Source organism: Pseudomonas sp. SL4(2022), assembly GCF_026625725.1.
In the GTDB taxonomy this organism is placed as follows: Bacteria; Pseudomonadota; Gammaproteobacteria; order Pseudomonadales; family Pseudomonadaceae; genus Aquipseudomonas.
In genome coordinates, this window is sequence record NZ_CP113060.1 from 1573091 (window position 1) to 1598085 (window position 24995).

The window sequence follows — 24995 nt, forward strand, 5'->3', positions numbered from 1 at the left end:
CGTGTTCATGAATGTGCCACTCAACGAGGCGTTATGAGGTAACAGGGCGGCAGTCTATAAAGCCCGCCAAGCAGCGGCAGCGCCAGTACGGCTGCCGTCAGCAAATACCAGGAGGTCGTACCGGCGGCGCAGGCGATCAGTGACACCATCAGTGCTATTGCGCCGCCCTGACTGAGCCGAAGCTTGATAACACAGAGCAGGGCAGCCATCGCCAGGAACCCTCCAAGCACACGTGCCCATAACAGGTAAGCGCCCTCTCCCGTGCAACTCACGGCGACCTGCAGCACTGCGCTGACTGCCAGCGTGACCAGAAATGGTCTCATAAACTGTCGTTCCAAACGGGCGCTGATCAATAACAACACGAGAAAGCCGCTAGCCGCTGAAAGGCTCCAGATCAATACAACGATGGCTGACAGCCCCAACCAGTAGCGATACTCCGGGGCCGGAACGACGTCTTGAAGCAGCAACCCGACGACCAACACAGCGGCTGTTGCCCAGGTCAGCACAGAAGCGCTCGACACAATTTTAAGACGGCCTTGCTGACTCTCTGCTTCAGCGAGAAGTAGGCGCCCGAGCTGTGCTTGTATGCCCGCCAATCCGCTGATGACGTGGTTGAGCAACAAATAGAATGGCAAATAGCTGGGTGCCAATGGCGCCAGCAGGAAGGCAGTCAGACGATCATGCAGTGTTCCGCAAACTGCCATGGTTGAGAGGTGCATGGCAGCGGTTATATTGCCTACGCCCCGCATTGGCAGCCACAGGATGGCCTGCCGGCTGTAGAGAACATTTATGAGCGCCTGCAGCAGATAGCCAAGACTGACCGCTAGCCCCGCAGTGATTGCCACATCCAGCGACAACGTACGGTGCAACAACCACCAGCAGAGCAACGCGGCAGGCCAGGCAATCTGTCCCAGCAGCAGCCCCACCAGACGCTGCCCTCCCGCAATTGTCGGAGATGAGAAATTGAACAAGGCAAACAGGCAGGCGGGCGCCGCACTTAATAGATAGCTTTGGCTGCTGCCTTTGCTCGCCAAGAGCAACCAGCCGCCGATACCCAGCACCAGCAACAAGAGTGTGGCGATCAGTTTATGGCCCAGGCCGCAACGCCAGAGTCGCGGCCATTCGGGAGCCTGCCTGGGCTCACGCAGGAAGAGCGAGGCGTAACCCAGATCAGCGACAAATATCAGTGTCATCAGCAGCAGATGAGCCAGCCCCACGACGCCGTACTCCGCCGTACCGAGCAGTCTGAGCAGAAACAACTGGAACACCAGATTGGCTAATTGCCCTACGCCGTAAGTCGATGCCGCCAGGAGCAACGATTGGCTGATCCGTGTTGACGGCCAGCTGTCACTGACGCGCTCGGGAACACCTGGATTCACTGCACGCGATCCGGAAAAACCACACGCTGCAGGGCTTCGCTGAATGGATAACGCGGCTGCCATCCGAGCAGTTCACGCGCCCGGCCAGGGTTGCCCAACTGGCTGGGGCGGTCGACGCGCCGCTTGCGTGCCTGATCGACTGCTACGTTGACTTGCACCCCGACAAGCTGCCCAAGCTGTTGCACCAACTGCTCGACGGAGTGTTCAACGCCTGAGCAGAGGTTGATGGCGTCAAATGCTACATCGGTACGGCTGTCGTGCAGCATGGCAATCAAGCCACGGGCAATATCGTCGGCATGCAGGTAATCACGCCTGGGGGTCAGATTCCCCAGGTGGATGCAACCATCCGAGGACTGACGAAGCTGTTTGAGCACGTCCGGGATCAGGTGTGCATTGGGGTCGTCGTGAGCAACTGTATTGAAGATCCGGGCTGCGCGACCCATACGCTGGCCACGGCTACTCCAGAATTGCAATTGCTGTTCGTTGCAGTACTTGGACAGCGAATAGTTGTCGGCCGGAGCCAGAGGGCTCGAGTGCTCGGTCAATGGACCGTCCTGCCACGCATAGACGGCACCGCTCGAGGCGATCACGACTCGCTGGACATCAGCCTCTTCAGCAGCCTTGAGCACACGTTCGGTACCCAGCACATTGACGTCAAGGCAGTATGCGCGCTGGTTCTCGCAGGTGGGAATGTGATGCACCGCCGCCAGATGCAGGATGGCATCGGGGCGAAATGCAGCGAGAACCTCAGCGAGCAGTGCCTCATCACCTATATCGCCAGGCACCGCCAACGTAGCCTCGGGCATAGGCAAGCCACTGGACAGATTATCCAGCACGGCGACGTGCCCCCCGGCCTGACGCCATTGTTGCGTGACTCGACGGCCTATCATGCCTGCGCCACCGGTCACCAATAAGCGCATCATGTCGCCACCTCCACAATCAGCCAACGCCGCAGTCTGTGCGGCAGCCAGGGCAGCACAGGGCGGTCTTTTCGCAGCAGAACGTGGATCGCAAGCAGTACTGAAAGACCGATCAGCGTGACGGCGAAACTCGCCAGCCCGACAATCAGCGGATTGCGCGCAGCAACAGGCGAAGCGGAAACCGCTGAACGCGTCTTGAGACCAATCGCCTGATGCCGGGAGACAATATGGTTGAGTTTCAAGTCCACCCTTTCCAGGGCTTCTCGCACGGCTGCAGACGGTGGTGTCTGAACGCTGAGCAGTTGCTCGCGGTTCTTGCTGAGCTGATCAAGAAGATCGCTACCGGCTGAGGCATGGCGAATCGCCCAGTCCATATCGGCCATCAGTTGAGCAATCGCGTCCAAGCGGTCGAGCTCATGGCGGCTCAAACGTGCCTTGGCCTGCAATTCGGAAACCGTTGTTTCCAGAGCTACGATTTGCGGTAAAGGAGACAGGTATTTGCCGCCGCCATCGCTGACCGAAAACAGCGTAACCGTTTCAAGCGAACGCAACTGAGGATAGCGCTCCAGTACAGCTTGCATGTCGGCAATGCGTCTGTGGTTCTGTTCAATCTCAAAATCGGCTTTCAGGATATCCAGATTGAGCTGCGGGCGTTCAGTCAACTCCGCTTGGCTTTTGCGCGTTAGATCGATCAAGCTGTTTGCCAAGAACGCGCCACGCACATGCTTCGTCAATGCATCCAGTGTCGTGCTGGCTTGCTCTTCACTGCTCACGCGCAAGGTAAACTCCAGGCCCAGACCACCGCTCTTCTGGAATTGTTCGGCCGGAATATCCCTCACATCATCTCGATTGAGCGCCGCACGATAGTGAAGCGCACCGCGCCAGTATTCCGGTTTGAGTGCGCGCTGGTGCAAGTGCCCAGTGCTATCGCCAGCCGCTGCATCGGGGTTGCTGAATGACCGAGCCACCCAGCGTTGATCCCACAAAAACGGTTGCACCTGGCGCAACTCTTCCAGGGTGATCTCCGGGACCTCAAGCAGGGCCGTGACGGTATACAGCGGTCGATTGGCCACCCAGCTGGCGGCACTCAGGCCAGCCAGGAGCGCGGCAATAAACAGCAGCCGGCCATAGCGTTGATAAAACGTCAGTAAGCGAAGCAGCAACTCACCCAGAAAGACTTCGTCAGCGGGCCTGGAGGAGGTGGGTGTGGGCGTGTGCATGATTTGACCTGATTAACCCACCCCCTGCTGATTGCCGGTAGGCAACTCGGGGGCGGTAAAAGCAGGTGAATGTGCCATAGCGACCAGTACGGTGCAAAGCTCAATACCCGTGCAATTGCCGCAGGCCGGGTACCACGCGCTGTCAGTGATGTTTGCCGTGCATGCCCTGCGCCCGTAAAAACGCCAGAAACGCTTCGCGTGAGCTGTAGCGTGGGCTAAAGCCGAAGTTCTGTTTCAGCCGGCGATTGCTCAGCACCGGGCGGTAGCGCAGAAAATCCACCTGCTCCGGGCCGTATGGGCTGAGGCCCAGGGGTTTGAGCACGTGCAACGCGCTGCGGATCAGCCAGGCCGGCAGGGCACGGTAGGGTTTGCCCAGCAGCTCGGCGATTTCCTTGAGTGACAGCGCGCCATCACCGGCCAGGTTGAAGATACCAGCGCTCTGCTGGCGCAGGCCGCGGCAGATGATGTCCAGCACATCCTGATCCCAGATAAACACGAAGCGGCTGTCGCTGCCGCGGATACCCAACACCGCCGACTTTTTGAACAGCTCGGTGATCTGGTTGTTGACCTGTTTGCCGAGAATGGTGCCGGGGCGCAGCACCAGCTGCTTGAGTTGCGGATGCTGCACACGAGCCTCGGCCAGCAGCACCTCCACTTCACGTTTGTGCTTGGCGTAGGCGAACTGCGCATGGCCGCGCAGCGGCTGGTCTTCATCCAGCCACTCGGCATTCTGCGGGTCATAGCCATAGGCGGCACCGGAGCTGGTAACGATCAACTGTTCGACGCCATGGGCCGCAGCCGCCTGGATCAACGATTGGGTGCCGCCGACATCGATGGCATGCAGCTGTTCTTCGCTCATGCCTGGCGGCGGCGTGACCACCGAGGCCAGGTGAACAATCGCCTGTGGCTGCCAGGTCGCCATGCAATCCTCCACGGCGGCCGGCTGACTGATATCGAGCAGCACCGGTTCGATATTCAGCTTCATCCCGGCGCGGTTCTGCGGGCGGATATCAGCGGCAATCAGCAGCCACTGAGGGTGCTGAATAGCCAACTGGTTAAGCAGCTGCTGGCCGATATAACCGGCTGCACCTGTGATCAAGACGCGCATGTACCTCTCCATAACGCAGCGCGGACGCTACATTTTCACCGACTGTGTTTACCCATTGCAGGCTATCCAGCGGGTTGCGCGGAGGCAGTGGCAAGGCTGGCCAAACAGCGTGGCGAAAGGCGACAGATGCGGGTGCCCTGGCCAGCTGGGCGCGCTATGCTCTGCGCCCCGCCATTCCCCAGACATGCCGACATGAGCCACGCCGAACAGAATCTGCGTATCGACTACCTTGAATTCGCCGCCGTCGACCTGCCGGCGCTCAAGCAGTTTTACCAACAAGTCTTCGGTTGGCACTTTACCGACTACGGCCCGCACTACAGCAGCTTTACCGATGGACGCATAACGGGTGGTTTCACCACCGATGTGGCCGTCGGCGACGGGCCGCTGGTGGTGATCTACGCCACAGACCTGCAGGCTGTGTGCACCCAGGTGGCAGCGGCAGGCGGGCAGATCACCCAGGCGATCTTCAGTTTTCCCGGCGGGCGGCGTTTCGAGTTTCGCGATCCCAGTGGCAATCGCCTGGCCGTGTGGTCGGAGTAAGCGGACGTCCCATGCAAGCCGTGAAACAACAGGTGTTCAAACTGATCGCCCTGATTCAGCGCAATCCGGGGATGGTGGCGATCTTTGGCTTTGCCTCGGGGTTGGCGAGCTTTCTGCTGGTCGAGCGCCAGGCCGAGCTGGCGCGGGTACTGGCGCTGGTGATGCTGGTCAGCTGGTTGTGGCTGATTCTGGAAAACATCCTGCGTGAGCGCATCGCCCAATGGTTCGGCTTTGAGCTGCCGCCGCCGCTGCTGCGCTATGCCACGCAGATGATCCATCAGGAAAGCCTGTTCTTCGTTCTGCCGTTCTTCTTTATCACCACCACCTGGAACAGTGGCCAACTGCTGTTCAGCGGCCTGCTGGCCAGCGCGGCGCTGATCTCGATCATTGATCCGCTGTACTACAAGTGGCTGGCCCCCAAGCGCTGGCTGTTTCTCGCCTATCACACCCTGGCGCTGTTCGCCGTGCTGCTCACGGCGCTGCCGATCATCTTCAAGCTGACCACCCCGCAGAGCTATCAGCTGGCGTTGGCGGCGGCGGTGTTGCTGTCGTTTCCCTCGCTGTTCGCGATCATCACCGTGCGTCGTTGGTGGCGTGGCCTGCTGTTGGTGGGTATGACCCTGGCCATTGGTGCAACTGGCTGGCTGGCGCGTACCTGGGTGCCGCCGGCCACCCTGTGGCTGACCGAGGTGGCGGTGACCAGTGAATTCGATAACCAGAACCGCGCGCCTGGCGACAGCATCAAGGAGCTGAGCGTGGCGCAACTGCGCAGCCAGGGCCTGTTCGCCTACACCGCGATCAGTGCACCGCGTGGGCTGAATGAGCGGATTTATCACGTCTGGCGCCGCGATGGTGACGAAGTCGAACGCATCGCCCTGGATATCCACGGCGGGCGCAAGAAAGGCTACCGCGCCTGGACCCACAAGAAGAACTTCCCCGCCGACGCCGTAGGCCGCTGGCAAGTGCAGGTGCTGACTGAAGCCGGGCAGATGATCGGGGTGCTGCGGTTTAAGGTGGTGGAGTAGCAGGTAGGTGGCATTGAGGAGCACAGCGACGAAGCCCAACACCGCGTCAACGTCCTGTTGGGCTTCGCTGCGCTCAACGTCAATCTAGGGTTTATTGCGCCGCAGATCGTTGCCGAACGCTTAGCCGAAGAACCAGTAGCAGACGAAGATAGCCGCCACCACCCCCGCCAACTCGGCCAGCAGCGCACAGCCCACCGCATGGCGCACACGCTGGATGCCCACCGCACCGAAGTACACCGCCAGCACGTAGAAGGTGGTTTCCGTACTGCCCTGAATGGTCGCGGCGACCAGCGCGGGGAAGCTGTCGACGCCGTGGGTCTGCATGGTTTCGATCAGCATGGCGCGCGCCGCGCTGCCGGAGAACGGTTTGACCAACGCGGTGGGCAGCGCCTCGACAAAGCGCGTGTCCCAGCCCAGCGCCTCAATCAGCCAGCGAATGCCATCCAAACCGAACTCCAGCGCACCGGAGGCACGCAGCACACCAATCGCGCAGAGCATCGCCACCAGATAGGGCAGCAGGCTCTTGGCCACGTCGAAGCCTTCTTTCGCGCCTTCGACGAACTCCTCGTACACCGCCACCTTTTTCAAGGCACCGAGCAGCAGAAACAGCAGGACGATACCGAACAGGGTGAGGTTGCCGGTCAGCGATGACAGGGCCGCCAGCGCCGTAGCAGATAGGGTCGCCAGCATGGCCATAAAGCTGCCGAGCAGCAGCGCGCCCGGGATCAAATAGGCCAGCACCACCGGGTCCCACAGGCGCAGGCGCTGCATCAGCGCCACCGACAGCAAACCGACCAGGGTCGAGGCACTGGTGGCCAGCAGGATCGGCAGAAACACCAGGGTCGGGTCCGGCGCACCCTGCTGGGCGCGGTACATAAAGATGGTCACCGGCAGCAGGGTCAGTGACGAGGCGTTGAGCACCAGAAACAGGATCTGCGCATTGCTCGCCGTGGTGCTGCTGGGGTTGAGCGTTTGCAGGGAACGCATGGCTTTCAGGCCAATCGGCGTGGCGGCGTTGTCCAGGCCCAGGCCATTGGCGGCGAAGTTCATGGTGATCAGGCCGAGGGCCGGATGGCCGCGCGGCACTTCCGGCATCAACCGCGCAAACAGCGGGCCGAGCATCCGCGCCAGGGCATCGACCAGGCCGGCTTTCTCGGCAATGCGCAGCAGACCGAGCCAGAGGGTCAGGGTGCCGAATAGCAGCACCATGACTTCAACTGACAGCTTGGCCATGGCAAACAGGCTTTCAACCATGGCGGCAAACACCGCGGGATCGTCGCCGACCAACCAGCGTGACAGGCCGGCCAGCGCCGCCACCACGAAAAACCCCAGCCACAGCCAATTGAGCATGCCGTCTCTCTCCCAGATCAATGGGCGGGATGATAGCGCGGCTTATAGAAGGAAGGTGGAGAGCGTCTCTTCGCTGCCCTCACGCAAAGCATGGGGTCAGCAAGATATGTTGAGGATATGTGGGAGGGGCTTTAGCCGCGACCGGTCTAAAGGCCTCGCGGCTAAAGCCCCTCCCACGACACACCATTCGTGCGCGGCACTAGTACCAATTGGGGTCGTTATTCAGTTGCTCTTGCAGCAACTGTTGAATGGCGTCGTCCGGATCGCCGAGCCAGCGCAGGGTGGCGTGCTGGCTGGGTGCCTTGTCCGTCGGCAGGCCGTCGGGCAGTTGCACATAGAGTGCATAGGCGTCGTCCTTGTCCCAGCTGAAGGCCACGTAGAGGCGCTGGTTGAAACAGTTGTTCGCTTCACACAGCTGACCGACCAGGTACTGGTCGCCGTCGTCATCCAGACCCTGCATGGGGCTGGCGATGCCGCTCAGGTTCATCACCCAGTCCGGCAGACGGCTTTCGCCTTGCACCAGTTCCTGCCAGGTCTCTTGATACGCCGAGTCACTGGCGAGCAGTTCATTGAGGCGGAATTGGCCATCGGTGTCTGCGGCCAATGCCGCCACACTACCGCCCAGTAACAGGGCGGCAAGCAGCGTCTTGATGGTCATGGCGGCTTCTCTATACACGTGGGCGACGGCCCATGATGAAGGACACGATAAACATCACCAGGAACACCACGAACAGAATCTTCGCGATACCCGTGGCGGTGCCGGCGATACCTCCGAAGCCCAGGACTGCAGCGATGATGGCGATAATCAGAAAGGTAATGGCCCAGCTCAGCATGGCGATACTCCTTGCCTACTCAGGGATGCGCCGCGGCGCGGTAAGACCCGGTGTGGCGCAAACCACACCGGGCCGGGCTTACTGCATGGACTGTTTCAGGGTGCGCATACGGTCATGGTTGGCGCGCACGTTCGGCATTTCTGCGCTCAGCAGGGCCTGTAGATCAGGCTCGGCGCTTTCCAGAGCATCCTCGAAGGCATGCAGGATGCGGTCTTCGGCTTCTTCCAGCTGTGCCACGTAGGTGGCTTCGGTGTCACTGACCAGGGTCGCCTTGGTGTCGGCGTAGACTTGACGCAGCTTGCCGACGAAGGTGCCGCCGCTGGCGGGCTTGTCCTGGTTGGCAGCCACGTTCACCGACAGCGCGCGAATCAGCTCGCGCTTGCTCTGCGACATGTCGCGGCACAGCACCTGCAGGCGCACATCCTTCACCTCGTCATGGGCGTGCTGGTAGAAGCGCTGGCCGTCACGGGTGATTTCGATCAGTTCGTTGAGTGGCTCGCTGGTATTACTCATGGTGGATCTCCTGGAAGTTGTAACGGCACCCCGATAACAGGGCCGCCTCAGACAACAGGCCACGGCTCGGATGGCTCTAGCTGGCGATGCGCAAGGCATCGGCGTCGACACCGCGAACGCCACGGATGTTGCGCGCGGTTTCAATTGCCAGTTGCTTCTCGGCGTTGCTCAGCACGCTGCCGCTGAGGCTGACCATGCCCTTCTGGGTATCGACTGAAATATCCAGACCGTCGAGGTTGCGGCTGTAGATAAAGCTGGATTTCACCTTGCTGGTGATCCACGCATCGCTGATCGCCACCGCGGTTTCATCAGCGGCGCTCTGCGCCTTGGCAGCGTTACTTTTGCTCGCACTGACGCTGAGCTGGTTGCTCACTTCACGCACGCCATCGGTGTTGGCGGCCAAACGACCGGCAAGTTCCTTGGCCTCGGCGGTCTGCGCACTACCGGTCAGGCTGACTTTGCCGTTGAGTGCATTGACGTTGATGTCCAGACCTTCGGTGTTGCTATTCCACAGCAGCTTGGATTTCACCGTGGCCACCAGGGTCGCGTCGTCAAAACGCTGCGACAGGTTCGGCGCGGCGCTGGCCTTTGCCGCAAAGGCCGGGTCGAGGGTCAGCTGATTGTCGACCTTTTTCACCCCTTCGATACCCAGGGCAATCTGCTCGGCCAGGTCGCGCTCAACATCGGTTTCCACCTTGCCGGTCAGCTTGGCGCTGCCGTTCTCCACGTCCACATCGAGGGTGAAGGGGTTGAGGTGGCGGTTAAGGGCAAACGCGGTCCAGATTGAACCTTCCTGGCGCGCCTCACTCAGCTCGCGGCTGGCATCGCCCTCGGCAGCATAGGCCGCGCAAGGAGCCAGGCCGATCAGGCCGGCGGTCGCAGTGGCCAGGACCAGCGCTTTCAATTGATGCATGGCAGTTCCTCCAATGGATAACGATCAAGCAGACGGCCGTTTGTCGCCGTCGTTATTGATAGATCGCAAGCCCCATGCCAGCCTCTAAAAACAATATTAAGACTTAAATATCAATTACTTAATGACACTCTCCGAACATGCCATACGTGCAGCTTGCATGATCGCCGCAGAACAGCCGTGCAACTTGCATGACGTGCTGCGGACTAACCCTGTACACGCAATGACTGTGTGCGGGATAAGAAGGAGATGGCCATGCACACAAGCACGGAAGAACACAGCCTGGGGCGCATTCTGCTGGTGGATGACGAGACGGCCATCCTGCGCACCTTCCGCTATTGCCTGGAAGATCAGGGTTATCAGGTGAGCACCGCGAGCAGCGCGGCCCAGGCCGATGCCCTATTGCTGCGCCAGGTCTTCGATCTGTGCTTTCTCGACCTGCGCCTGGGCGCGGACGATGGCCTGGAGGTACTGGCGCAAATGCGCCTGCAGGCGCCCTGGATGCGCGTGGTGATCGTCACCGCGCACTCGGCAGTGGACACCGCCGTGGATGCCATTCAAGCCGGTGCTGCAGATTACTTGGTCAAACCCTGCAGTCCAGAGCAGCTGCGCCTGGCCGCCGCCAAACAGCTGGAAGCCCGCCAACGGGTCGAGCGCCTGGAACGCCTCGAAGGTTACATACGCAAGCCCGGCGATGGTCTCGACTCACAGAGCCCGGCGCTGATGGCGGTGCTGCAGACGGCCAAGCAGGTGGCCGATACCGATGCCAATATTCTGATCCTGGGTGAATCCGGCACCGGCAAGGGCGAGCTGGCACAGGCCATTCATCGCTGGAGCAAACGCGCGAAGAAGTCCTGCATCACCATCAATTGCCCGTCACTCAGTGCCGAACTGATGGAAAGCGAACTGTTCGGGCATAACCGCGGGGCTTTTACCGGCGCCAGCGAAAGCACCCTGGGCCGGGTCAACCAGGCCGATGGCGGCAGCCTGTTTCTCGACGAGATCGGCGACTTCCCACTGGCCCTGCAACCGAAGCTGCTGCGCTTTATTCAGGACAAGCAGTACGAACGCATCGGCGACCCGGTGACCCGCCAAGCCGATGTGCGGATTCTCGCGGCGACCAACCTCAATCTCGATGAAAGGGTGCAACAAGGGCGCTTTCGCGAAGACCTGCTGTATCCGTCTCAACGTCATCACCCTGACCCTGCCGCCGCTGCGCGAGCGCCGCGAGGACATCCTCGACCTGGCCGAGCGCTTTCTCGCACGCTTTGTCGTCGAGTACGCACGCCCTGCGCGTAACTTCAGTGAGGAGGCGCGCGAAGCGCTGCTCAGCTACGCCTGGCCGGGCAATATCCGCGAACTGCGCAACGTGATCGAACGCGCCAGCATCATCTGCACAGAAGAGCGGGTGCAGGTCAGCCACCTCGGGCTCAACGCCCCAACCAGCCACGGTGTACCGCAGATCGGTGATCAGCTGAGCCTGGAAGCCCTGGAAAAAGCCCATATCAGCGCGGTCATGGCCAACAGCGGAAGCCTTGACCAGGCCGCGAAAACCCTCGGCATCGACGCCTCAACTCTGTACCGCAAGCGCAAGCAGCTCAGCCTGTGAAGCTGCGCAGCCGGCTGTTTATCAGCAGCAGCGCGCTGCTTACCGTCGCCATCGTCGGGCTGCTGCTGGGGATGTTCAGCGTGCTGCAGCTGACCCAGGTGCAGAGCCAGGCGATGACCCGCAATCTGCAAATCATCGATGCCAGCCTCGGCCTGAGTCAGGAGTTGGGTAAGCAGATGATTCTGCTACTCGCGGCGGACCTCGACCGCGAGGCCCTGAAAGCGTCCGATCAGCAGTTCAAACTCTGGCTGCAACGGGCCACAGAGAGCGCCACCGCTGACAGCGACCGTCAGGCGATTGGCGAGATCGCGCACGCCTACGCCAGCTTCGATGACTTGCTGGCCAAACCGCTGACCGTACGCCGCGAGCTGCTCAGTAATGACAGCTTCGGCCGCGCCATCGAGGCCCTGCGTGATCGCATCAACGCGGTGCAAACGCGTTATGTCGACGCCGCCGCGCTCGAAGAAACCCGCGCGCGGGAACGCGCCTGGCTGATCGCTGGCCTGCTCGGACTGATCTGCATGGCCGTGTTGGTGATCGGCTTTGTCACCGCGCACAGCATCGCCCAGCGCTTCGGCCGGCCCATCGAGGCATTGGCGCGGGCCGCCGATCAGATCGGCCAGGGCGACTTTCAGGTCACCCTGCCGCTGACCCCGGTGGCGGAAATGTCCGCCCTGAGCCAGCGCTTCGGCCTGATGGCCGAGGCCCTACGCGAGTTCAAGAGCAGCGATGTGGCCGCCCTACAGGCCGAGCAACAGCGCCTGCAAGCGGTGCTCGACAGCATCGACGACGGCCTGCTGATCTTCGATTACGCAGGCCGGGTCGAGCACGTCAACCCGGTGGCCCTGCGCCAGTTAAGCTGGGGTGCCGAGCAGCTCGGGCAGACCCTCGACGTGGCCCTGAATCGCGCCGATCTGGCCGAGCAGCTGCACAAGGTGCTGCAGGGCGAAAGCCTGGATGAGGTGCTGGACGATGTGCAGACCGAGGTCGATGGCGAGCAACGTGTACTGGCCTACAGCCTGTCTGGTGTTCATCACAGCGAAGGGCGCTTTATGTGCGCGGTGATGGTGCTGCGCGATGTCACCGAGCAGCGCGCCTTCGAGCGGGTGCGCCGCGAATTCGTGCTGCGCGCCTCGCATGAGCTGCGTACGCCGGTGACCGGCATGCTGATGGCGTTCGGCCTGCTGCAGGAGCGCCTGCAGTTTGCCGCAGAATCCCGTGAAGCCGACCTGCTCAATACCGTGGATGAGGAAATGCACCGCCTGCTGCGCCTGATCAACGACCTGCTGAGTTTCTCGCGCTACCAGAATGGCCTGCAGACCCTGGAGCTTTCTACCTGTGCCTTAGGCACGCTGCTACATCAGACCCAGCAACGCTTCACCACCCAGGCCGCCGAGCTGCAGATCAGCCTGGCCTGCGAAGTGCACGGCGATCTGCCGGACGTGCAGATCGACCCGCTACAGATCGAGCGGGTGCTCGACAACCTGATCGGCAATGCCCTGCGCCACAGCCGCCCCGGCGGGCAGATCCGTCTGCAGGCACGACAGCAGGACGAACGGGTGGTGCTCAGCGTGGAAGATAACGGCGAGGGTATTCCCTATCGCCAGCAGACGCGGATCTTCGAACCCTTCGTGCAGGTCAGCCGCAAGAAAGGCGGCGCCGGCCTCGGCCTGGCGCTGTGCAAGGAAATCGTCCAGCTGCATGGCGGACAGATCGGCGTGCATTCACGCGCCGGTCAAGGGGCGCAGTTCTACGTGGCACTGCCGGTTTAAATTGGCACCAACCACCGTCATAGCAGCGAATTCTTGCCTATGGAACTTCTCGCGGGTTGCAGAATCTCTAGCTGCGCCTTTAACCGAGCAGAGCAGTCAGGCATGTCTCTTTCACTCGCAGCACTTGGCCTAAACTCACAACATCCCGCCCCCAACCCTCGTCTGCGCGTACTCAGATTGCTGGCGCTGACCTGCCTCAGCAGTCTGTTGCTTATGGCTGACGATTTCATCCAGCAATTGTTCACATCCGCCAACCAGGCTGAACTGGAATTGCGGTTTGTGGTGGTGGTCTGGTTGTTCAGTCTGTCTCTATGGCTAGTGGCTATGCCCGGCCTGGTAACTGCTCTCTTGGTGGTGCTATGCACCATGCAACTTATCCAGCTCAGTCATATCTCGTTTTTCGGCGAGCCATTGACCGGCCCTGACATTGTCAGCCTGTTCAATGACTTCGCCGAAGTGCGGGAAACCGGCTGGCACAGCTTTGCCGATCACTGGCATGTTCTGCCAAGTGTGCTGCTGCCTTACGCTTTGCTGATTTTCCTGCACCGCTGGGTTCCGTCGCAGATTGATTTACCGCGCAGTCGCTGGGCCCTGCTGATTATCGTTCTAGTGCTGGGGGCCAAACCTTATCGTGCCACCTACCGGGATCTCAGTTCATTCATGCCCGGACCTACGCGCAGTGGTCTGCATAACAGTTTCAATGCATTCGCTTTTTATGCTGTACGTTTGGCATTTCGTCCCGTAGACGCGCTACCACAGGCACCCTTTCAGCCCTACCAAGTACAGCGTCAGCCAAGCACGGCGCAACATGTCTGGCTGGTAGTCGCAGACTCTCTGCGCACCGATCGCCTTGGTGTTCTGGGCTATCCTCGCAATACCACGCCAAACCTGAGTCGCATGGCTTCGGCTAACCAGCTGTTGGCCAAGCCGGGCATTGCTGCCGGTGTTTCCACTGCCGTTAGCCTGCCCAATCTGCTCAATCTGATTCGAGAGCCTGGGCAGACCGAACTATTGAGCACGCAACCGCACAACTTGTTTTCCCTTGCGCGCCAGGAGGGTTTTCGCACCCATTGGCTTTCAGCTCAGGAGTCGAAACTGCTCAGCCATCTGGGCAGTCGCCATTTGGATGTCTCGATTACCCGCGAGGACCACCCACTGCTTTTCCTCAAGCGACACGACCATGCCTTGATTGATATTTTGAAAGAACAACAGTGGGCGATGCGCAATTTCGTTGTTCTCAACCTGCGAACAGCTCACCTGCCTTACGAAGAAAACTACGCCAAACACAGTGAGCCATTGCCCCTGTGGCCAGCGGATTCTGAGCTCCCGCGCGAACAACGTCAGGCGAATGCTTATGACAACGCAGTGGGTTATCTGGACGATGTGTTAGCCGAAATAATTGAACAATTCGATCAGCTTGAAGGCGAACGCTACTTGATAATTACCGGCGATCACGGCCAGTTACTGGGCGAAGACGGACGCTGGGGGCATAACGATTTACTGCCACAAGTGGTTGAAGTTCCCGTGCTGGTAGTGGCGCGTGATGCACCGGCGCAGCACCTGCAGGTGCTGAAAGAGGAAGACTGGATCAGTCACTACGAAGCTGGAGTTTGGCTTGCCCAACGGCTTGGTTGGCAAATCAGCAATCCGAATCAGACCCGCGGCGAACACTTCGTCCAGGGAAAACAGCTGTTTGGCGACAACATGATCAAACGTGTCGTGGAAACGCCAGAAGGCCTGCAATATGACGCACCAAGACTGTTAAGTCGTTGGCTCAAGGATCTTGGGCCAACGGGCAGAGCACGCGCAGCAGGTGAATAAAAGGCCTTGCAGAGCCGCCAATAGTGCCCAATCTGTCCATTTGATGCAGGTTGTCGTTTGCTGCGTGCAAGCCGACACTGGGCGCTCCATTCACGAGGAGCGCCGCCATGCCCAGCATCAACCCCAGCCGTGAACAACTGGCCGCATTTACCGCCAAGGTGGCGGATGACACACCGCTGCTGATGCTCAATCTGCTGCGTTTTCAGGCCCAGGCCAGCTATGCCAGCGGCAGCAGCCATGCGCCGTGCAGCGGCCGCGAAGCCTATGCACGCTACAGTCAAACGGCGCTGCGCAAAGTCCGTGGCGTGGGCGGTGAGGTGCAGGTCATGGCCGCCGCGCAGGCTGCCCTGATTGCCCCGGCCGATGAACGGTGGGATGAGTTGCTGTTAGTGCGCTATCCCTCCAAGGCGGCCTTTCTCAGCATGCTGGCCGACCCCGAGTACCGCGCGGCGACCGAACACCGTACCGCCGCCCTGGCCGACTCACGCCTGATCGCCACCACGCCACGTTAATGACGCGGTGGCCAGCCCGGCTAGTGCCCTGAGGCTTCCTTGATCAGCGGCACTTCCTTGCCCTCGGCATCGAACAGCTTGCCGCCCTTGAAGTAATCGCCATCGTTGAGTGCGGCAATGTCCTGATAACGCAGGGTGCGCTCGTGGCCAGCCACGAATACCGATTGCTGATCCGAGTTACCAGCCTTGAAGTGGTTGAAGGCCAGGTTGAGCAGAATCGCCATGATCGCCGCCGAGCTGATGCCCGAATGGAAAATGGTTTCAAACCAGGCCGGAAAGTGGTGATAGAAGGTCGGCGCAGCAATCGGGATCATGCCGAAACCGATCGAAGTGGCGACGATGATCAGGTTCATGTTGTTGCGGTAATCGACCTTGGACAGGGTACGAATCCCGCTGGCCGCCACGGTGCCGAACAGCACCACACCCGCACCACCGAGCACCGCCGTGGGCACGGCGGCGACCAGACGGCCCATCACCGGCAGCAGGCCGAGGGTCACCAGAATCAAGCCGGCCGAGGCCACCACATAGCGACTTTTCACCCCGGTCACGGCCACCAGACCGACGTTCTGGGCAAAGGCACTCTGAGTGAAGGAGCCGAAGATCGGCGCAAACACGCTGGAAATCATGTCCGCACGCAGGCCATTGCCCAGACGTTTGGAGTCGACCTTGGTTTCGATGATGTCACCGACCGCGAGGATGTCCGCCGAGGTTTCCACCAGGGTGACGATGATCACGATCAGCATCGAAATGATGGCCGCGACCTGGAAGGTCGGCATGCCGAAGTGGAACGGGCTGGGCATCGCCACCAGCGGCCCTTCCGCAACCTTGGAGAAATCTGCCATGCCCAGGGCCACGGCCACCAGGGTGCCGATGACCATGGCCAGCAGAATCGACAGGCGCGAAATGCTCGAACTGCCGAGCTTACTCAACAGCAAGACGGTCGCCAGGGTGAGTGCGGCCAGGCCGATATTGGCCATGCTGCCAAAGTCTTCCGCCTGACTGTTACCGCCCATGGCCCAACGTGCCGCCACCGGCATCAGTGTCAGACCGATGGTGGTAATCACAATGCCATTGACCAGCGGCGGGAAGAACTTGGTGATGCGCGAGAACACCGGGGTGATCAATAAGCCAATCAGCGAGGCGGCGATTACTGCGCCGAACACGGCCGGCAGACCGCCTGCGCCGTCACTGCCGAGGATCGCAATCATGGTTGCTACACCGGCAAAGGACACACCCTGTACCAGTGGCAACTGCGAGCCGAAAAAGGGCAGACCAAGCGTTTGCAGCAATGTCGCCAGGCCGCCGGCAAACAGTGAGGCGGCGATGAGCAGGCCGATGTCCGCCGGTGACAAGCCGGCCGCCTGGCCAACGATCAAGGGCACCGCAACGATGCCGCCATACATGGTCAGCACATGCTGCAAGCCATAGGCGAGGTTGGCACCGATACCAAGGTTTTCGTCTTCCGGGCGCTGCGCGGACGACGGCGTAACAGGTGAAATCGTCATGCTGAGTTACTCGCTGTTGTTATTGTCCAGCTAATGTAGACAAACACAAAACCTCTTGGCTACAACTTTGTATACATTTATAAACAAAAGAGCATCCACAGAACGATTTTCGAATGCGCAGTCTATAAATGATCGTGTAGACATAAAACCGCCGATACAGACGCTGTATCGGCGGTCAGTTACCCAAGAGGCCGCGCAGCCGTTCTTCGCGCTAATCGGCAGTGGCGGCAAGCACTTGCAGCAGCGCAGCGGTCTGCGCATCGGGCTCGCCGTCATAGCGTGCAGGACGGTATTTCATCTGAAAGGCAGCCAGTACGTTGCGGGTGGCTTGATCCAGTTCACCGTGCAGTGGCACGGCATAACCCTGTCGCATCAATTGCGCTTGAAACCATTGCACGGTCGGCAGGCTGGCGCTGAACAGTGCTTGCTGACGTGCCACAGCATCGGCATCGGGCCAAGGTACGAGCCCCGCATCCGCCAGCTGCTTCCAGGGGAATAATGGGCCGGGGTCAACCTTGCGCTGAGGCGCAATATCACTGTGCGCCAGGATGCTGCCGGGCGGCAGCTGGTGGCGCTGCATGATGTCTTTGAGCAGCCCGATCAGCGCCTCGATCTGCGCCGGTGCAAACGGCTGCCAGTAGCGCCCTGTGGGGGTGTCATAGAAGCCCTGGTTAACCAATTCGATACCGATTGTGGTGCCATTGAGCCAGGTACGCCCCTGCCACTGGCTGTCGCCGGCATGCCAGGCGCGGCGATTCTCATCAACCAGGCGGTAGATGGTCGGCGTGCGGTCACCAATCAGGTAGTGACTACTGACTTCGGTTTCGGTCAGCAGTTGCAGTGAGCGGTTCAGGTCTGCCGAGGTGTAGTGCAATACGATGTACTGCACTCGGCTGTTCTGGCCACTGGCGCTGTAGCGCTCATTGATGTGCAGTGTCTGGCTGCACCCGGCCAATAGCAGCAGGATGCTGAATAGAAAGATTCTCATGGGGTGATATGCAACACGCTTTGCAGGTTATCCAGCAGCATGTCGACACTGAGCATGATCAGCAGCATGCCCATCAGGCGCTCCACAGCGGTCAGGCCACGTGGCCCCAGAAAGCGCTGCAGGAAAGAAGCCTGCAACAAAATGAACGCGGTTGCCGCCCAGGCCAAAACCACGGCGGCGTAAAGCTCCCATAGCGGACCATCATGGGTATTGCGTAACGTCATCAGCAAGGCCAGGGCCGATGGCCCCGCCACTGCTGGCGTGGCCAGAGGCACCAGCATGGGTTCACCGTCGGGTACGTCACCGAGAACACCTTGCGGACCGGGAAAAATCAATCGCATGGCCACCACGAACAGAATGATACCGCCGGCAATCGCGGTGGCTTCGCGCGACAGCCCCAACGCACTGAGCACCGTGTCACCGAAGGTGAGAAACAGCAGCAGCAAAGCCAGGGCGAATATCAGCTCACGCCCAGCGACCCACAGACGACGTTTGTTCGGTACATTTTTCAGCGCGGCAATAAAGATGGCGATATTGCCGAAGGGATCGGTGACCAGAAAGATCAGCGCAGCGAGGCCAAAGATTTCCATGATGACTCCTTAACAGACCGCCAGAGTTTATGGCCTCTTGCCGCGGCAAGGCGACTACCCGGACGGATATCGCGGGAGAAAACACCTTTGATCAGGCAGATTCGTCACGCCGGTCTGCTGCCCAGGCAGGTCAGCGTTCACGCTGCTAGACTAACTCCTGTACAAAAACACTATCTGTACATGCTTTGTAGCAAATGTGAGGCTCAAGCCATGCGCGCATTGCTGTGGTTCAAGCAGGATCTACGCCTTGATGATCATCCGGCATTGCAGGCAGGCATGACCGCCGAGTGCCTGTTGCCCGTGTATGTACTGGATCCGGCACAGTTACAGCTCAATGCGTTCGGCATGCGTCGTATGGGCGTCCACCGCGCCCGTTTTCTGCTGGAAAGCCTGATGGCGCTGGAAGGTGAATTACGTCAACGCGGCTCTCATCTGCTGGTCGTGATTGGCAGCGCTGAACAGGTCATCCCCCGGCTAGTTAATCAGCTCAAGCTCAATCAGGTACTGACGCTTGAGGAGATGGCACCCGACGAATGTGCACAGTTGGACCGAGTCGCCCGCAACCTGGGCACTACACCGCTGTTACTGGCGCCAGCCAACAATCTGCTACGCAGTGAAGACCTGCCATTCTCGCTCAAACAGTTTCCTCATGTATTCAGCCGCTTTCGCAGCCTGGTCGAAGAACGGCTATTGGTCTTTCAACCCGCCCTCGCACCCGAATACCTGCCTCGATTACCTGACGGTGCACTGGCTCTGTTGCAGCCCTTGCCGACGCTTTCTCAACTGGGTCTGGGTGAGCCGCTCAGTGTTCCGGCAAGCGCCTTTCCCTTCTCGGGCGGTGAACCCGCGGCCCTGAGCCGCCTGCGTGACTACCTGTGGAAGAGTCAGGGCGTTCGCCAATACAAAGAGACCCGCAATGGCATGATCGGCAGCGAGTATTCATCGAAATTCTCGCCTTGGCTGGCCAATGGCAGCCTCTCGGCGCGGCGAGTGATCGCTGAACTGCGACGTCATGAAGCGCAATACAAACGCAATGATTCAACCCACTGGTTGTGGGTCGAAATGCTCTGGCGCGACTTCTTCCGCTGGACCCTGGCGCGGCATGGGAGTGCGCTGTTCAAGGCCGGCGGACTGAAGGCCACCGAACGCGCCCCCCAGCAACTGGATCAGCGCTTCCAGGAGTGGTCGCGCGGACGCACAGGCATGCCGTTGATCGACGCCAATATGCGCGAACTGGCCGCCACTGGCTTCATGTCCAACCGAGGTCGCCAGGTGGTCGCCAGCTACCTGATCAATGACCTGCAACAGGACTGGCGCCACGGTGCAGCCTGGTTTGAGGAGCATCTGATCGACTATGACCCAGCCAGTAACTGGGGAAATTGGGCCTACCTGGCGGGTGTGGGTAACGATCCACGGCACAATCGGGTGTTCAACGCCCTGCGTCAGGCCCGTGAATATGACCCCGAAGCCCATTACGTGAGTCTGTGGCTGCCGGAATTACGCGAGGTTCCGCAAGCCCTGCGGCATACGCCATTTCTTTTGGCTGGCGGACACCTGCGCAGCCTGGGTTACCCACAACTGGAAGCCATCCCGGACAATTGGAAACCCTACCTGAACGCAGTGGCCTAACCGCGAACTCAGCCCAGTTCGACCCGGTTGCGCCCGCCACTCTTGGCGCGGTACAGCGCCTGGTCGGCGCGCTCGAAAACTTTTTCACTGCTTTCACCGTTGGCAAATACGGTGAGTCCGGCCGACAAGGTGATGGTTACGCGCTCGCCGCGGAAATGAAACGGGCACTGCTCCACACCATCCAGCAGGGTCTGCAACAGCTGCCGCCCCCCTTCCAGAGGTGTTGAAGGGATCAGCAAAACAAACTCTTCGCCGCCAAAGCGGGCAATAAAGTCGGTTTTGCGCAGACGCTTGGCCAACTCACCGGCAATGATCTTCAGTACCTTGTCACCGGCAAGATGGCCATAGCCGTCGTTGATCCGTTTAAAGTGATCAATATCCAGCACCGCCAGCGCCAGCTCACCGCCATAGCGTTTCCAGCGCGCCATTTCCAATTCCAGGCGCTCGCTCCAACCTGCACGATTGGGCAGTCCGGTGAGTGGATCAATCAGGGCTTTCTGCCGTTGCTCTTCAAGATGGTCACGGAAGCTTTGCGCTTCGCGTTCCATATCAGCGACTTTCTGAGTCAGGCTCTGCAGGCGTTGGGCGACCTCTTCCTCTCGGCCATCGCGGTGCTTCTGGTGTGCGCTAACCGTATTGAGCAAGCCATCCAGGCGAGCTTCAAGGGATTGCTTGAGGCTGTGCAGATCAACGGCCTCCTGCACACTGGCCTGCAGACCGCTGACCTGATCGCGCAACTCCTGATTGAAGGTACGCGCGCTCTCTACAGACTCGCTGTAGCCCTCATGGGCTTCGGTAAGCGTGTCGAGAAACAAGGCCAGCCGTTCGTTGAGCTGCTTCAGGTAGGTGGCGAATTCGCGCTGGCCACTGTCAGTTACCGCCAGGATCAGCACAGCCAGATCATCCAGCACGGCCACCAACTCGTACCAGTTCAGCCCACCCTGCACACGCAAGCGCAAGACTTCGCCCTGGGGCTTGTGCCGCTCGGGCAACTCCAGCTCATCGAGCAGCCTCATCAGACTTTCACCGATATGCGGCGCGACGGAGCTGTACCCGGGTTCGGGAACTTCCGGAAGGGCATATGCCGGATCGCCCATCAGGGCTGCGCTGGTGGGCTCTGCAACTGCGCGCGGTGACTCAGCCACGGGTTCGTGCGGGGTCAGCGGTGCCGGTGTGGGCGATACAAGCGCAACAGCAGGGGGCTCGGTAGCCGTTCCGGCAGGAGGGTACGCTGCAGCAGGCTCAGCCAGCAGATTCTCCGCAGCGTTTGCGGCGGCAATACCGGTAGCAGGCTGTCCATCTACAGCCGAGTCAATGTCCGCTGTATCGGGCTGCGCATCCTTATTGCCGAATAGGCGCTGTAACAAACCGGGCCGCGTAGTTGCTGTTTCCCCGTCAAACACCGCCAGGGCTTGCTGCTGCAAGCCACTCAATTCAGTAAGCAGTGCAGGCAGTTCACGGGGCTGGCTGGCGCGCTCTTCAATTCGCCTGGAAAACTGTTTGAGTGCTTTGCGCACTTCACGGGGCGGCTGTAAGGCAAGCAGCTGAGCCGTCAGGTTGGTTACACCGGAAATGTTCTGCTCAATACGCTCTTGACGCCGCTTTTCCGAGTCCAGCACGGCTTTTTCCAGGCGAGGAATCAATGCCGCCAGGCCCGCGTCGATATCATCGCGGCGTAGTGTTTCACGCAGTTCCTGCATGCATTGGTCAACGGACTTGTCGCTACCTTCGGCTGCGAGCGAGCTACGCACCAGACCACGGCGAAGCAGGTCCAGTCGCGCCTCCCAGCGTCGTTCAAGTTTTTCCTGCTGTTCCAGGCTTTCCAGGTACTTGCTTTTCCAGCGCTGGGCGTCGTCGCTCATCATTGCCTTCCAGTGTTCACAGTCTGTTACCGGGTCAGTCACCAGCAGCTTTCACCGCGTGCTTGCAGACCTAGGACTCAACCAGCATAGGCGGTGCGGGCCCGCAGAGTGAAGTGGGCAAGCGAATTTGCACCGCCACTGGCAAATGATCCGAAATTGGCAAGGGCAGCACTTCGCAGCGTTCCAGGGACAGTTCCGCGCTGAGCAGGATATGGTCCAGACAGCGCTGAGGCTGCCAACTGGGAAAGGTGGCCTCAACCTGTGGCGCCCACAAGCCCAAGTCCCTTAGAGGTGAATGCTGCAGCAGATCGTTGGCGTGGGTATTCATATCACCCATCAGCACCCGGTGCCGGTAATCGCTGAGCAACTCGCGAATATAGGCCAACTGCCGGGTACGGGTTCGTGCGCCCAGGGCCAAGTGCATCATCACCACAGCAATCGCGTCCGGCCCCTCACCGAGGCGCAACAACATCGCTCCACGGCCCGGAGGGCCGGGCAGCGGATGGTCTTCCAGCAGGCTGGGACGCAGGCGGCTGAGTACGCCATTGCTGTGCTGGGCCAAACGACCGAGATTGCGGTTGAGTTGCTGATACCAGTAGGGGAAGGCGCCGAGATGCGCGAGATGTTCGACCTGGTTGACGTAGCCCGAACGCAGGCTGCCGCCATCAACTTCCTGCAAAGCCACCAGATCGAAATCACCGAGCAGCTCACCAATCCGTTGCAGATTGTCACTGCGCCCGGCGTGTGGCAGCAAATGTTGCCAGCTGCGCGTCAGGTAATGGTGATAGCGCTGGGTACTGATACCCACCTGAATATTGAAGCTGAGCAGGCGTAGGCTGCCCTCTGCGGGCCAGTCAGCGACCGGCACGCAACGGGGATTGACCTGCGGATCGCACAGATCAATCGCCCGTCTGGCTGGCCAGCGCCTGAGCATGGCGCGTTATCCGCTTAAGCCTTACTGTGCGGCGCGCTCTTTGGCGATCAGGTGATCCGCCACTTGCAGGGTTTGTTGTGGACCGCCCGAGCTGCTGATGTCGAAACGGTACTTGCCGTTGACGATCATCACGGGTACGCCAGTGATCTGATAGGCCATGGCGAGCTTCTTGGCTTTTTCCAGCTGGCTCTTCACGCCGAAGGAATTGTAGGTCTTGAGGAACGCATCTTTGTCGATGCCTTCAGCCGCGAGGAAATCAGCCATTTCTTCCGGGGTTGCCAGCTTCTTACCCTGCACATGAATCGCATCAAACACCGCAGCATGAACCTTGTGCTCCGCTTTCATGGCCTCGAGGGTGATAAACATCTGGCCGTGGACGTTCCACATACCACCGAACATGGCCGGGATGCGCACAAAGTTGACATCTTCTGGCAGGGTTTCGATCCATGGATTAATAGTGGCTTCGAATTTGTAGCAATGGCCACAGCCATACCAGAACAGTTCGACCACTTCGATCTTGCCCGGCTTGGACACCGCTACCGGATTGTTCAGCTCGACATACTGTTTGCCCGCTTCAATCGGCTCGGCATGGGCGCTCAGGCCAAACAGGCTGGTGGCGACGAGAGTGGCACTGAGGATCAGGTTACGCATGCGTTACTCCTTGGCTATAAGACGGTGCGTGATGACGAACCGAGGTTCGACCCGCGCGGCAAACTGGGGTTCCGTGCATTGTAGCGATGGCCACAACGAAATAGGGTGGCCTAAGCCACCCTATTTCATTACGACATGTCGCGGTGTTAGCGGATCAATGCAGACCCTGGATAAAGCTGGATACCGCCTCAATGTCCTTGTTACTCAGCTTGGCTGCGATCGAACGCATGATCATGCTGTCGCCATCATTGGTACGATTGCCTTCGCGGAAATCGGTCAGCTGCTTGGCGATGTAGGTCGCATGCTGGCCGCCCAGTTGCGGATAACCAGCAGCATCCAAACCTGCACCATTCGGCGAATGACAACCGGTGCAGGCCGGCATGCCTTCAGCCAGTTTGCCGCCGCGGAACAGCTCACCGCCACGCTCGACCAGTTTCGGATCAGCAGCGCCAACGCTCATTTGCTGGCTGGCAAAGTAAGCGGAGATGTCCTGCAGGTCCTGGTCACTGAGGCTATCCAGCAAACCGGTCATTTCCACGATTGGGCGTGCACCGGATTTGATGTCTTTTAGCTGCTTGAGCAAGTAGCGCTCGCCTTGCCCAGCCAGTTTCGGGAAGTTCGGTGCAGCACTGTTGCCATCGGCACCATGGCACGCACCACACACAACCACCTTACCCTGGCCAGCTTCAGCATTGCCTGCAGCATGTGCGAAGCCAGTGAGGCCCAGGGTCAACAGCAGACTCACGAGTACTTTGTTCATCAGCTAATCCAATTTACGGCTAAGAGAAAGAGTTTATGCGCCGGGCTTACTCGGTCATCAATTTGATGACGGCTTGGTAATCCTCGGGCGTGCAATCCATGCACAACCCACGGGGCGGCATGGCATTCAGACCATTGGTAACACTCTGCACCAAGGCGTCGGTGCCTTTGGCCAGACGTGGTTCCCAGGCTGCCTTGTCGCCGCGCTTGGGAGCGGTCGGAATCTGCCCGTTATGGCACACACCACACGCGCGAGCGTAGACGGCTTCTGGATCCTGTGCAGCCTGAGCACTCAACGACAGCATCAAAGCACTGGCTGCAATCAGCATTTTTTTCATCAGATCAACCTCATCAGGGAGGGGAACGTACTGCTTCTAGGGGCAGATGATCTAAATCGTTCCCGTGAACACTTGTCCAATAACAGGGAGAAAGCGCACACAAAATCTGCGCCATTATATACTGGCGTCATTGAAACGGAAACGACACAGCTTGCCGCGCTATACGCCGACAGGCAGGCTGCGCGCAAATGTCGCAAGGGCATCGCGCCTGCAACGCCACCCTACGC

The 24995-nt window shown here is 59.9% G+C and carries 23 protein-coding genes and 1 pseudogene; 7 read left to right on the plus strand and 17 right to left on the minus strand.

The features are described 5' to 3' along the window. Positions 1–20 precede the first annotated feature (20 nt). The 4 genes from OU997_RS07580 to OU997_RS07595 form a co-directional block, all read right to left on the minus strand. Positions 21–1379 (minus strand): hypothetical protein, encoded by a 1359-nt coding sequence (locus tag OU997_RS07580; protein WP_146180715.1) that lies wholly within the window; start codon positions 1377–1379, stop codon positions 21–23. Beyond that, positions 1376–2302, minus strand: coding sequence for an NAD-dependent epimerase/dehydratase family protein (locus OU997_RS07585; RefSeq protein WP_108487257.1), 927 nt, complete (start codon positions 2300–2302; stop codon positions 1376–1378). Before OU997_RS07585 ends, OU997_RS07580 begins: the two co-directional genes overlap by 4 nt. After that, complete coding sequence (locus OU997_RS07590) at positions 2299–3372, minus strand: hypothetical protein (RefSeq protein ID WP_146180716.1); 1074 nt, start codon at positions 3370–3372, stop codon at positions 2299–2301. Before OU997_RS07590 ends, OU997_RS07585 begins: the two co-directional genes overlap by 4 nt. 289 nt (positions 3373–3661) lie before the next feature. Continuing rightward, on the minus strand, positions 3662–4627 hold the full coding sequence (locus tag OU997_RS07595; protein WP_108487259.1) for an SDR family oxidoreductase: 966 nt from the start codon (positions 4625–4627) through the stop codon (positions 3662–3664). Between the two features lie 192 nt (positions 4628–4819). Between OU997_RS07595 and OU997_RS07600 the strand changes: the two genes are divergently transcribed. Together OU997_RS07600 and OU997_RS07605 are read left to right on the plus strand one after the other, a co-directional pair. After that, on the plus strand, positions 4820–5167 hold the full coding sequence (locus tag OU997_RS07600) for a VOC family protein (protein ID WP_108538102.1): 348 nt from the start codon (positions 4820–4822) through the stop codon (positions 5165–5167). An 11-nt stretch (positions 5168–5178) separates the two neighbouring features. Beyond that, positions 5179–6192, plus strand: a complete 1014-nt coding sequence (locus tag OU997_RS07605; RefSeq protein WP_108487194.1) for a DUF5924 family protein — start codon at positions 5179–5181, stop codon at positions 6190–6192. Between the two features lie 120 nt (positions 6193–6312). Here the strand turns inward: OU997_RS07605 and OU997_RS07610 are convergent, their stop codons facing one another. The 5 genes from OU997_RS07610 to OU997_RS07630 all read right to left on the minus strand — a co-directional run bounded on the left by OU997_RS07610 (position 6313) and on the right by OU997_RS07630 (position 9801). Further along, positions 6313–7542 (minus strand): nucleoside recognition domain-containing protein, encoded by a 1230-nt coding sequence (locus OU997_RS07610; protein WP_108487193.1) that lies wholly within the window; start codon positions 7540–7542, stop codon positions 6313–6315. Positions 7543–7741: 199 nt separating this feature from the next. Beyond that, on the minus strand, positions 7742–8200 hold the full coding sequence (locus tag OU997_RS07615; RefSeq protein ID WP_267809552.1) for an inhibitor of vertebrate lysozyme family protein: 459 nt from the start codon (positions 8198–8200) through the stop codon (positions 7742–7744). 10 nt (positions 8201–8210) lie between these two features. Next, positions 8211–8375, minus strand: coding sequence for a DUF1328 domain-containing protein (locus OU997_RS07620; protein ID WP_108487191.1), 165 nt, complete (start codon positions 8373–8375; stop codon positions 8211–8213). Between the two features lie 78 nt (positions 8376–8453). Then, the gene (locus tag OU997_RS07625) at positions 8454–8888 is read right to left on the minus strand and encodes a ferritin-like domain-containing protein (protein WP_267809553.1); all 435 of its coding nucleotides are present in this window, start codon (positions 8886–8888) and stop codon (positions 8454–8456) included. A gap of 76 nt (positions 8889–8964) precedes the next feature. After that, entirely contained in the window at positions 8965–9801 is an 837-nt protein-coding gene (locus OU997_RS07630) for a BON domain-containing protein (RefSeq protein ID WP_108487189.1), read from the minus strand. 252 nt (positions 9802–10053) lie between these two features. Between OU997_RS07630 and algB the strand changes: the two are divergent. The 4 genes and pseudogenes from algB (at position 10054) to OU997_RS07650 (ending at position 15512) form a co-directional block, all read left to right on the plus strand. Next, a pseudogene (gene algB, locus OU997_RS07635) lies at positions 10054–11407 on the plus strand (sigma-54-dependent response regulator transcription factor AlgB). Then, the gene (locus OU997_RS07640; RefSeq protein WP_267809554.1) at positions 11404–13179 is read left to right on the plus strand and encodes a KinB sensor domain-containing domain; all 1776 of its coding nucleotides are present in this window, start codon (positions 11404–11406) and stop codon (positions 13177–13179) included. Before algB ends, OU997_RS07640 begins: the two are co-directional and overlap by 4 nt. Before the next feature lie 213 nt (positions 13180–13392). Further along, positions 13393–15000, plus strand: coding sequence for a sulfatase-like hydrolase/transferase (locus OU997_RS07645; RefSeq protein ID WP_267809555.1), 1608 nt, complete (start codon positions 13393–13395; stop codon positions 14998–15000). A gap of 107 nt (positions 15001–15107) precedes the next feature. After that, positions 15108–15512 (plus strand): DUF1330 domain-containing protein, encoded by a 405-nt coding sequence (locus tag OU997_RS07650; protein WP_108487795.1) that lies wholly within the window; start codon positions 15108–15110, stop codon positions 15510–15512. A gap of 20 nt (positions 15513–15532) precedes the next feature. On the opposite strand, the gene OU997_RS07655 is transcribed toward OU997_RS07650, so the two are convergent. The 3 genes from OU997_RS07655 to OU997_RS07665 all read right to left on the minus strand — a co-directional run bounded on the left by OU997_RS07655 (position 15533) and on the right by OU997_RS07665 (position 18595). Continuing rightward, the gene (locus tag OU997_RS07655; protein WP_267809556.1) at positions 15533–17017 is read right to left on the minus strand and encodes a nucleobase:cation symporter-2 family protein; all 1485 of its coding nucleotides are present in this window, start codon (positions 17015–17017) and stop codon (positions 15533–15535) included. 211 nt (positions 17018–17228) lie between these two features. Beyond that, positions 17229–18005 carry an N-acetylmuramoyl-L-alanine amidase gene (locus tag OU997_RS07660; protein WP_108486376.1) on the minus strand — a complete coding sequence of 259 codons (777 nt, stop codon included), beginning with the start codon at positions 18003–18005 and terminating at the stop codon, positions 17229–17231. Continuing rightward, positions 18002–18595: a MarC family protein gene (locus tag OU997_RS07665; protein WP_108486375.1), complete on the minus strand. Its 594-nt coding sequence runs from the start codon at positions 18593–18595 to the stop codon at positions 18002–18004. The genes OU997_RS07660 and OU997_RS07665 overlap by 4 nt, the downstream gene beginning before the upstream one ends. A 210-nt stretch (positions 18596–18805) precedes the next feature. On the opposite strand from OU997_RS07665, the gene OU997_RS07670 reads away from it, so the two are divergent. Then, on the plus strand, positions 18806–20224 hold the full coding sequence (locus OU997_RS07670) for a DASH family cryptochrome (RefSeq protein ID WP_267809557.1): 1419 nt from the start codon (positions 18806–18808) through the stop codon (positions 20222–20224). Positions 20225–20232: 8 nt separating this feature from the next. Here the strand turns inward: OU997_RS07670 and OU997_RS07675 are convergent, their stop codons facing one another. From OU997_RS07675 to OU997_RS07695, 5 genes are all read right to left on the minus strand, one after another. Then, entirely contained in the window at positions 20233–22086 is a 1854-nt protein-coding gene (locus OU997_RS07675) for a GGDEF domain-containing protein (protein ID WP_108486373.1), read from the minus strand. A 70-nt stretch (positions 22087–22156) separates the two neighbouring features. Continuing rightward, on the minus strand, positions 22157–23020 hold the full coding sequence (locus OU997_RS07680; RefSeq protein ID WP_267809558.1) for an endonuclease/exonuclease/phosphatase family protein: 864 nt from the start codon (positions 23018–23020) through the stop codon (positions 22157–22159). A 21-nt stretch (positions 23021–23041) separates the two neighbouring features. Then, positions 23042–23671: a thiol:disulfide interchange protein DsbA/DsbL gene (locus tag OU997_RS07685; protein ID WP_267809559.1), complete on the minus strand. Its 630-nt coding sequence runs from the start codon at positions 23669–23671 to the stop codon at positions 23042–23044. A 154-nt stretch (positions 23672–23825) separates the two neighbouring features. Continuing rightward, on the minus strand, positions 23826–24431 hold the full coding sequence (locus OU997_RS07690; RefSeq protein WP_108486370.1) for a c-type cytochrome: 606 nt from the start codon (positions 24429–24431) through the stop codon (positions 23826–23828). Between the two features lie 46 nt (positions 24432–24477). After that, positions 24478–24768 (minus strand): c-type cytochrome, encoded by a 291-nt coding sequence (locus OU997_RS07695; RefSeq protein ID WP_108486369.1) that lies wholly within the window; start codon positions 24766–24768, stop codon positions 24478–24480. Positions 24769–24995 lie beyond the last annotated feature (227 nt).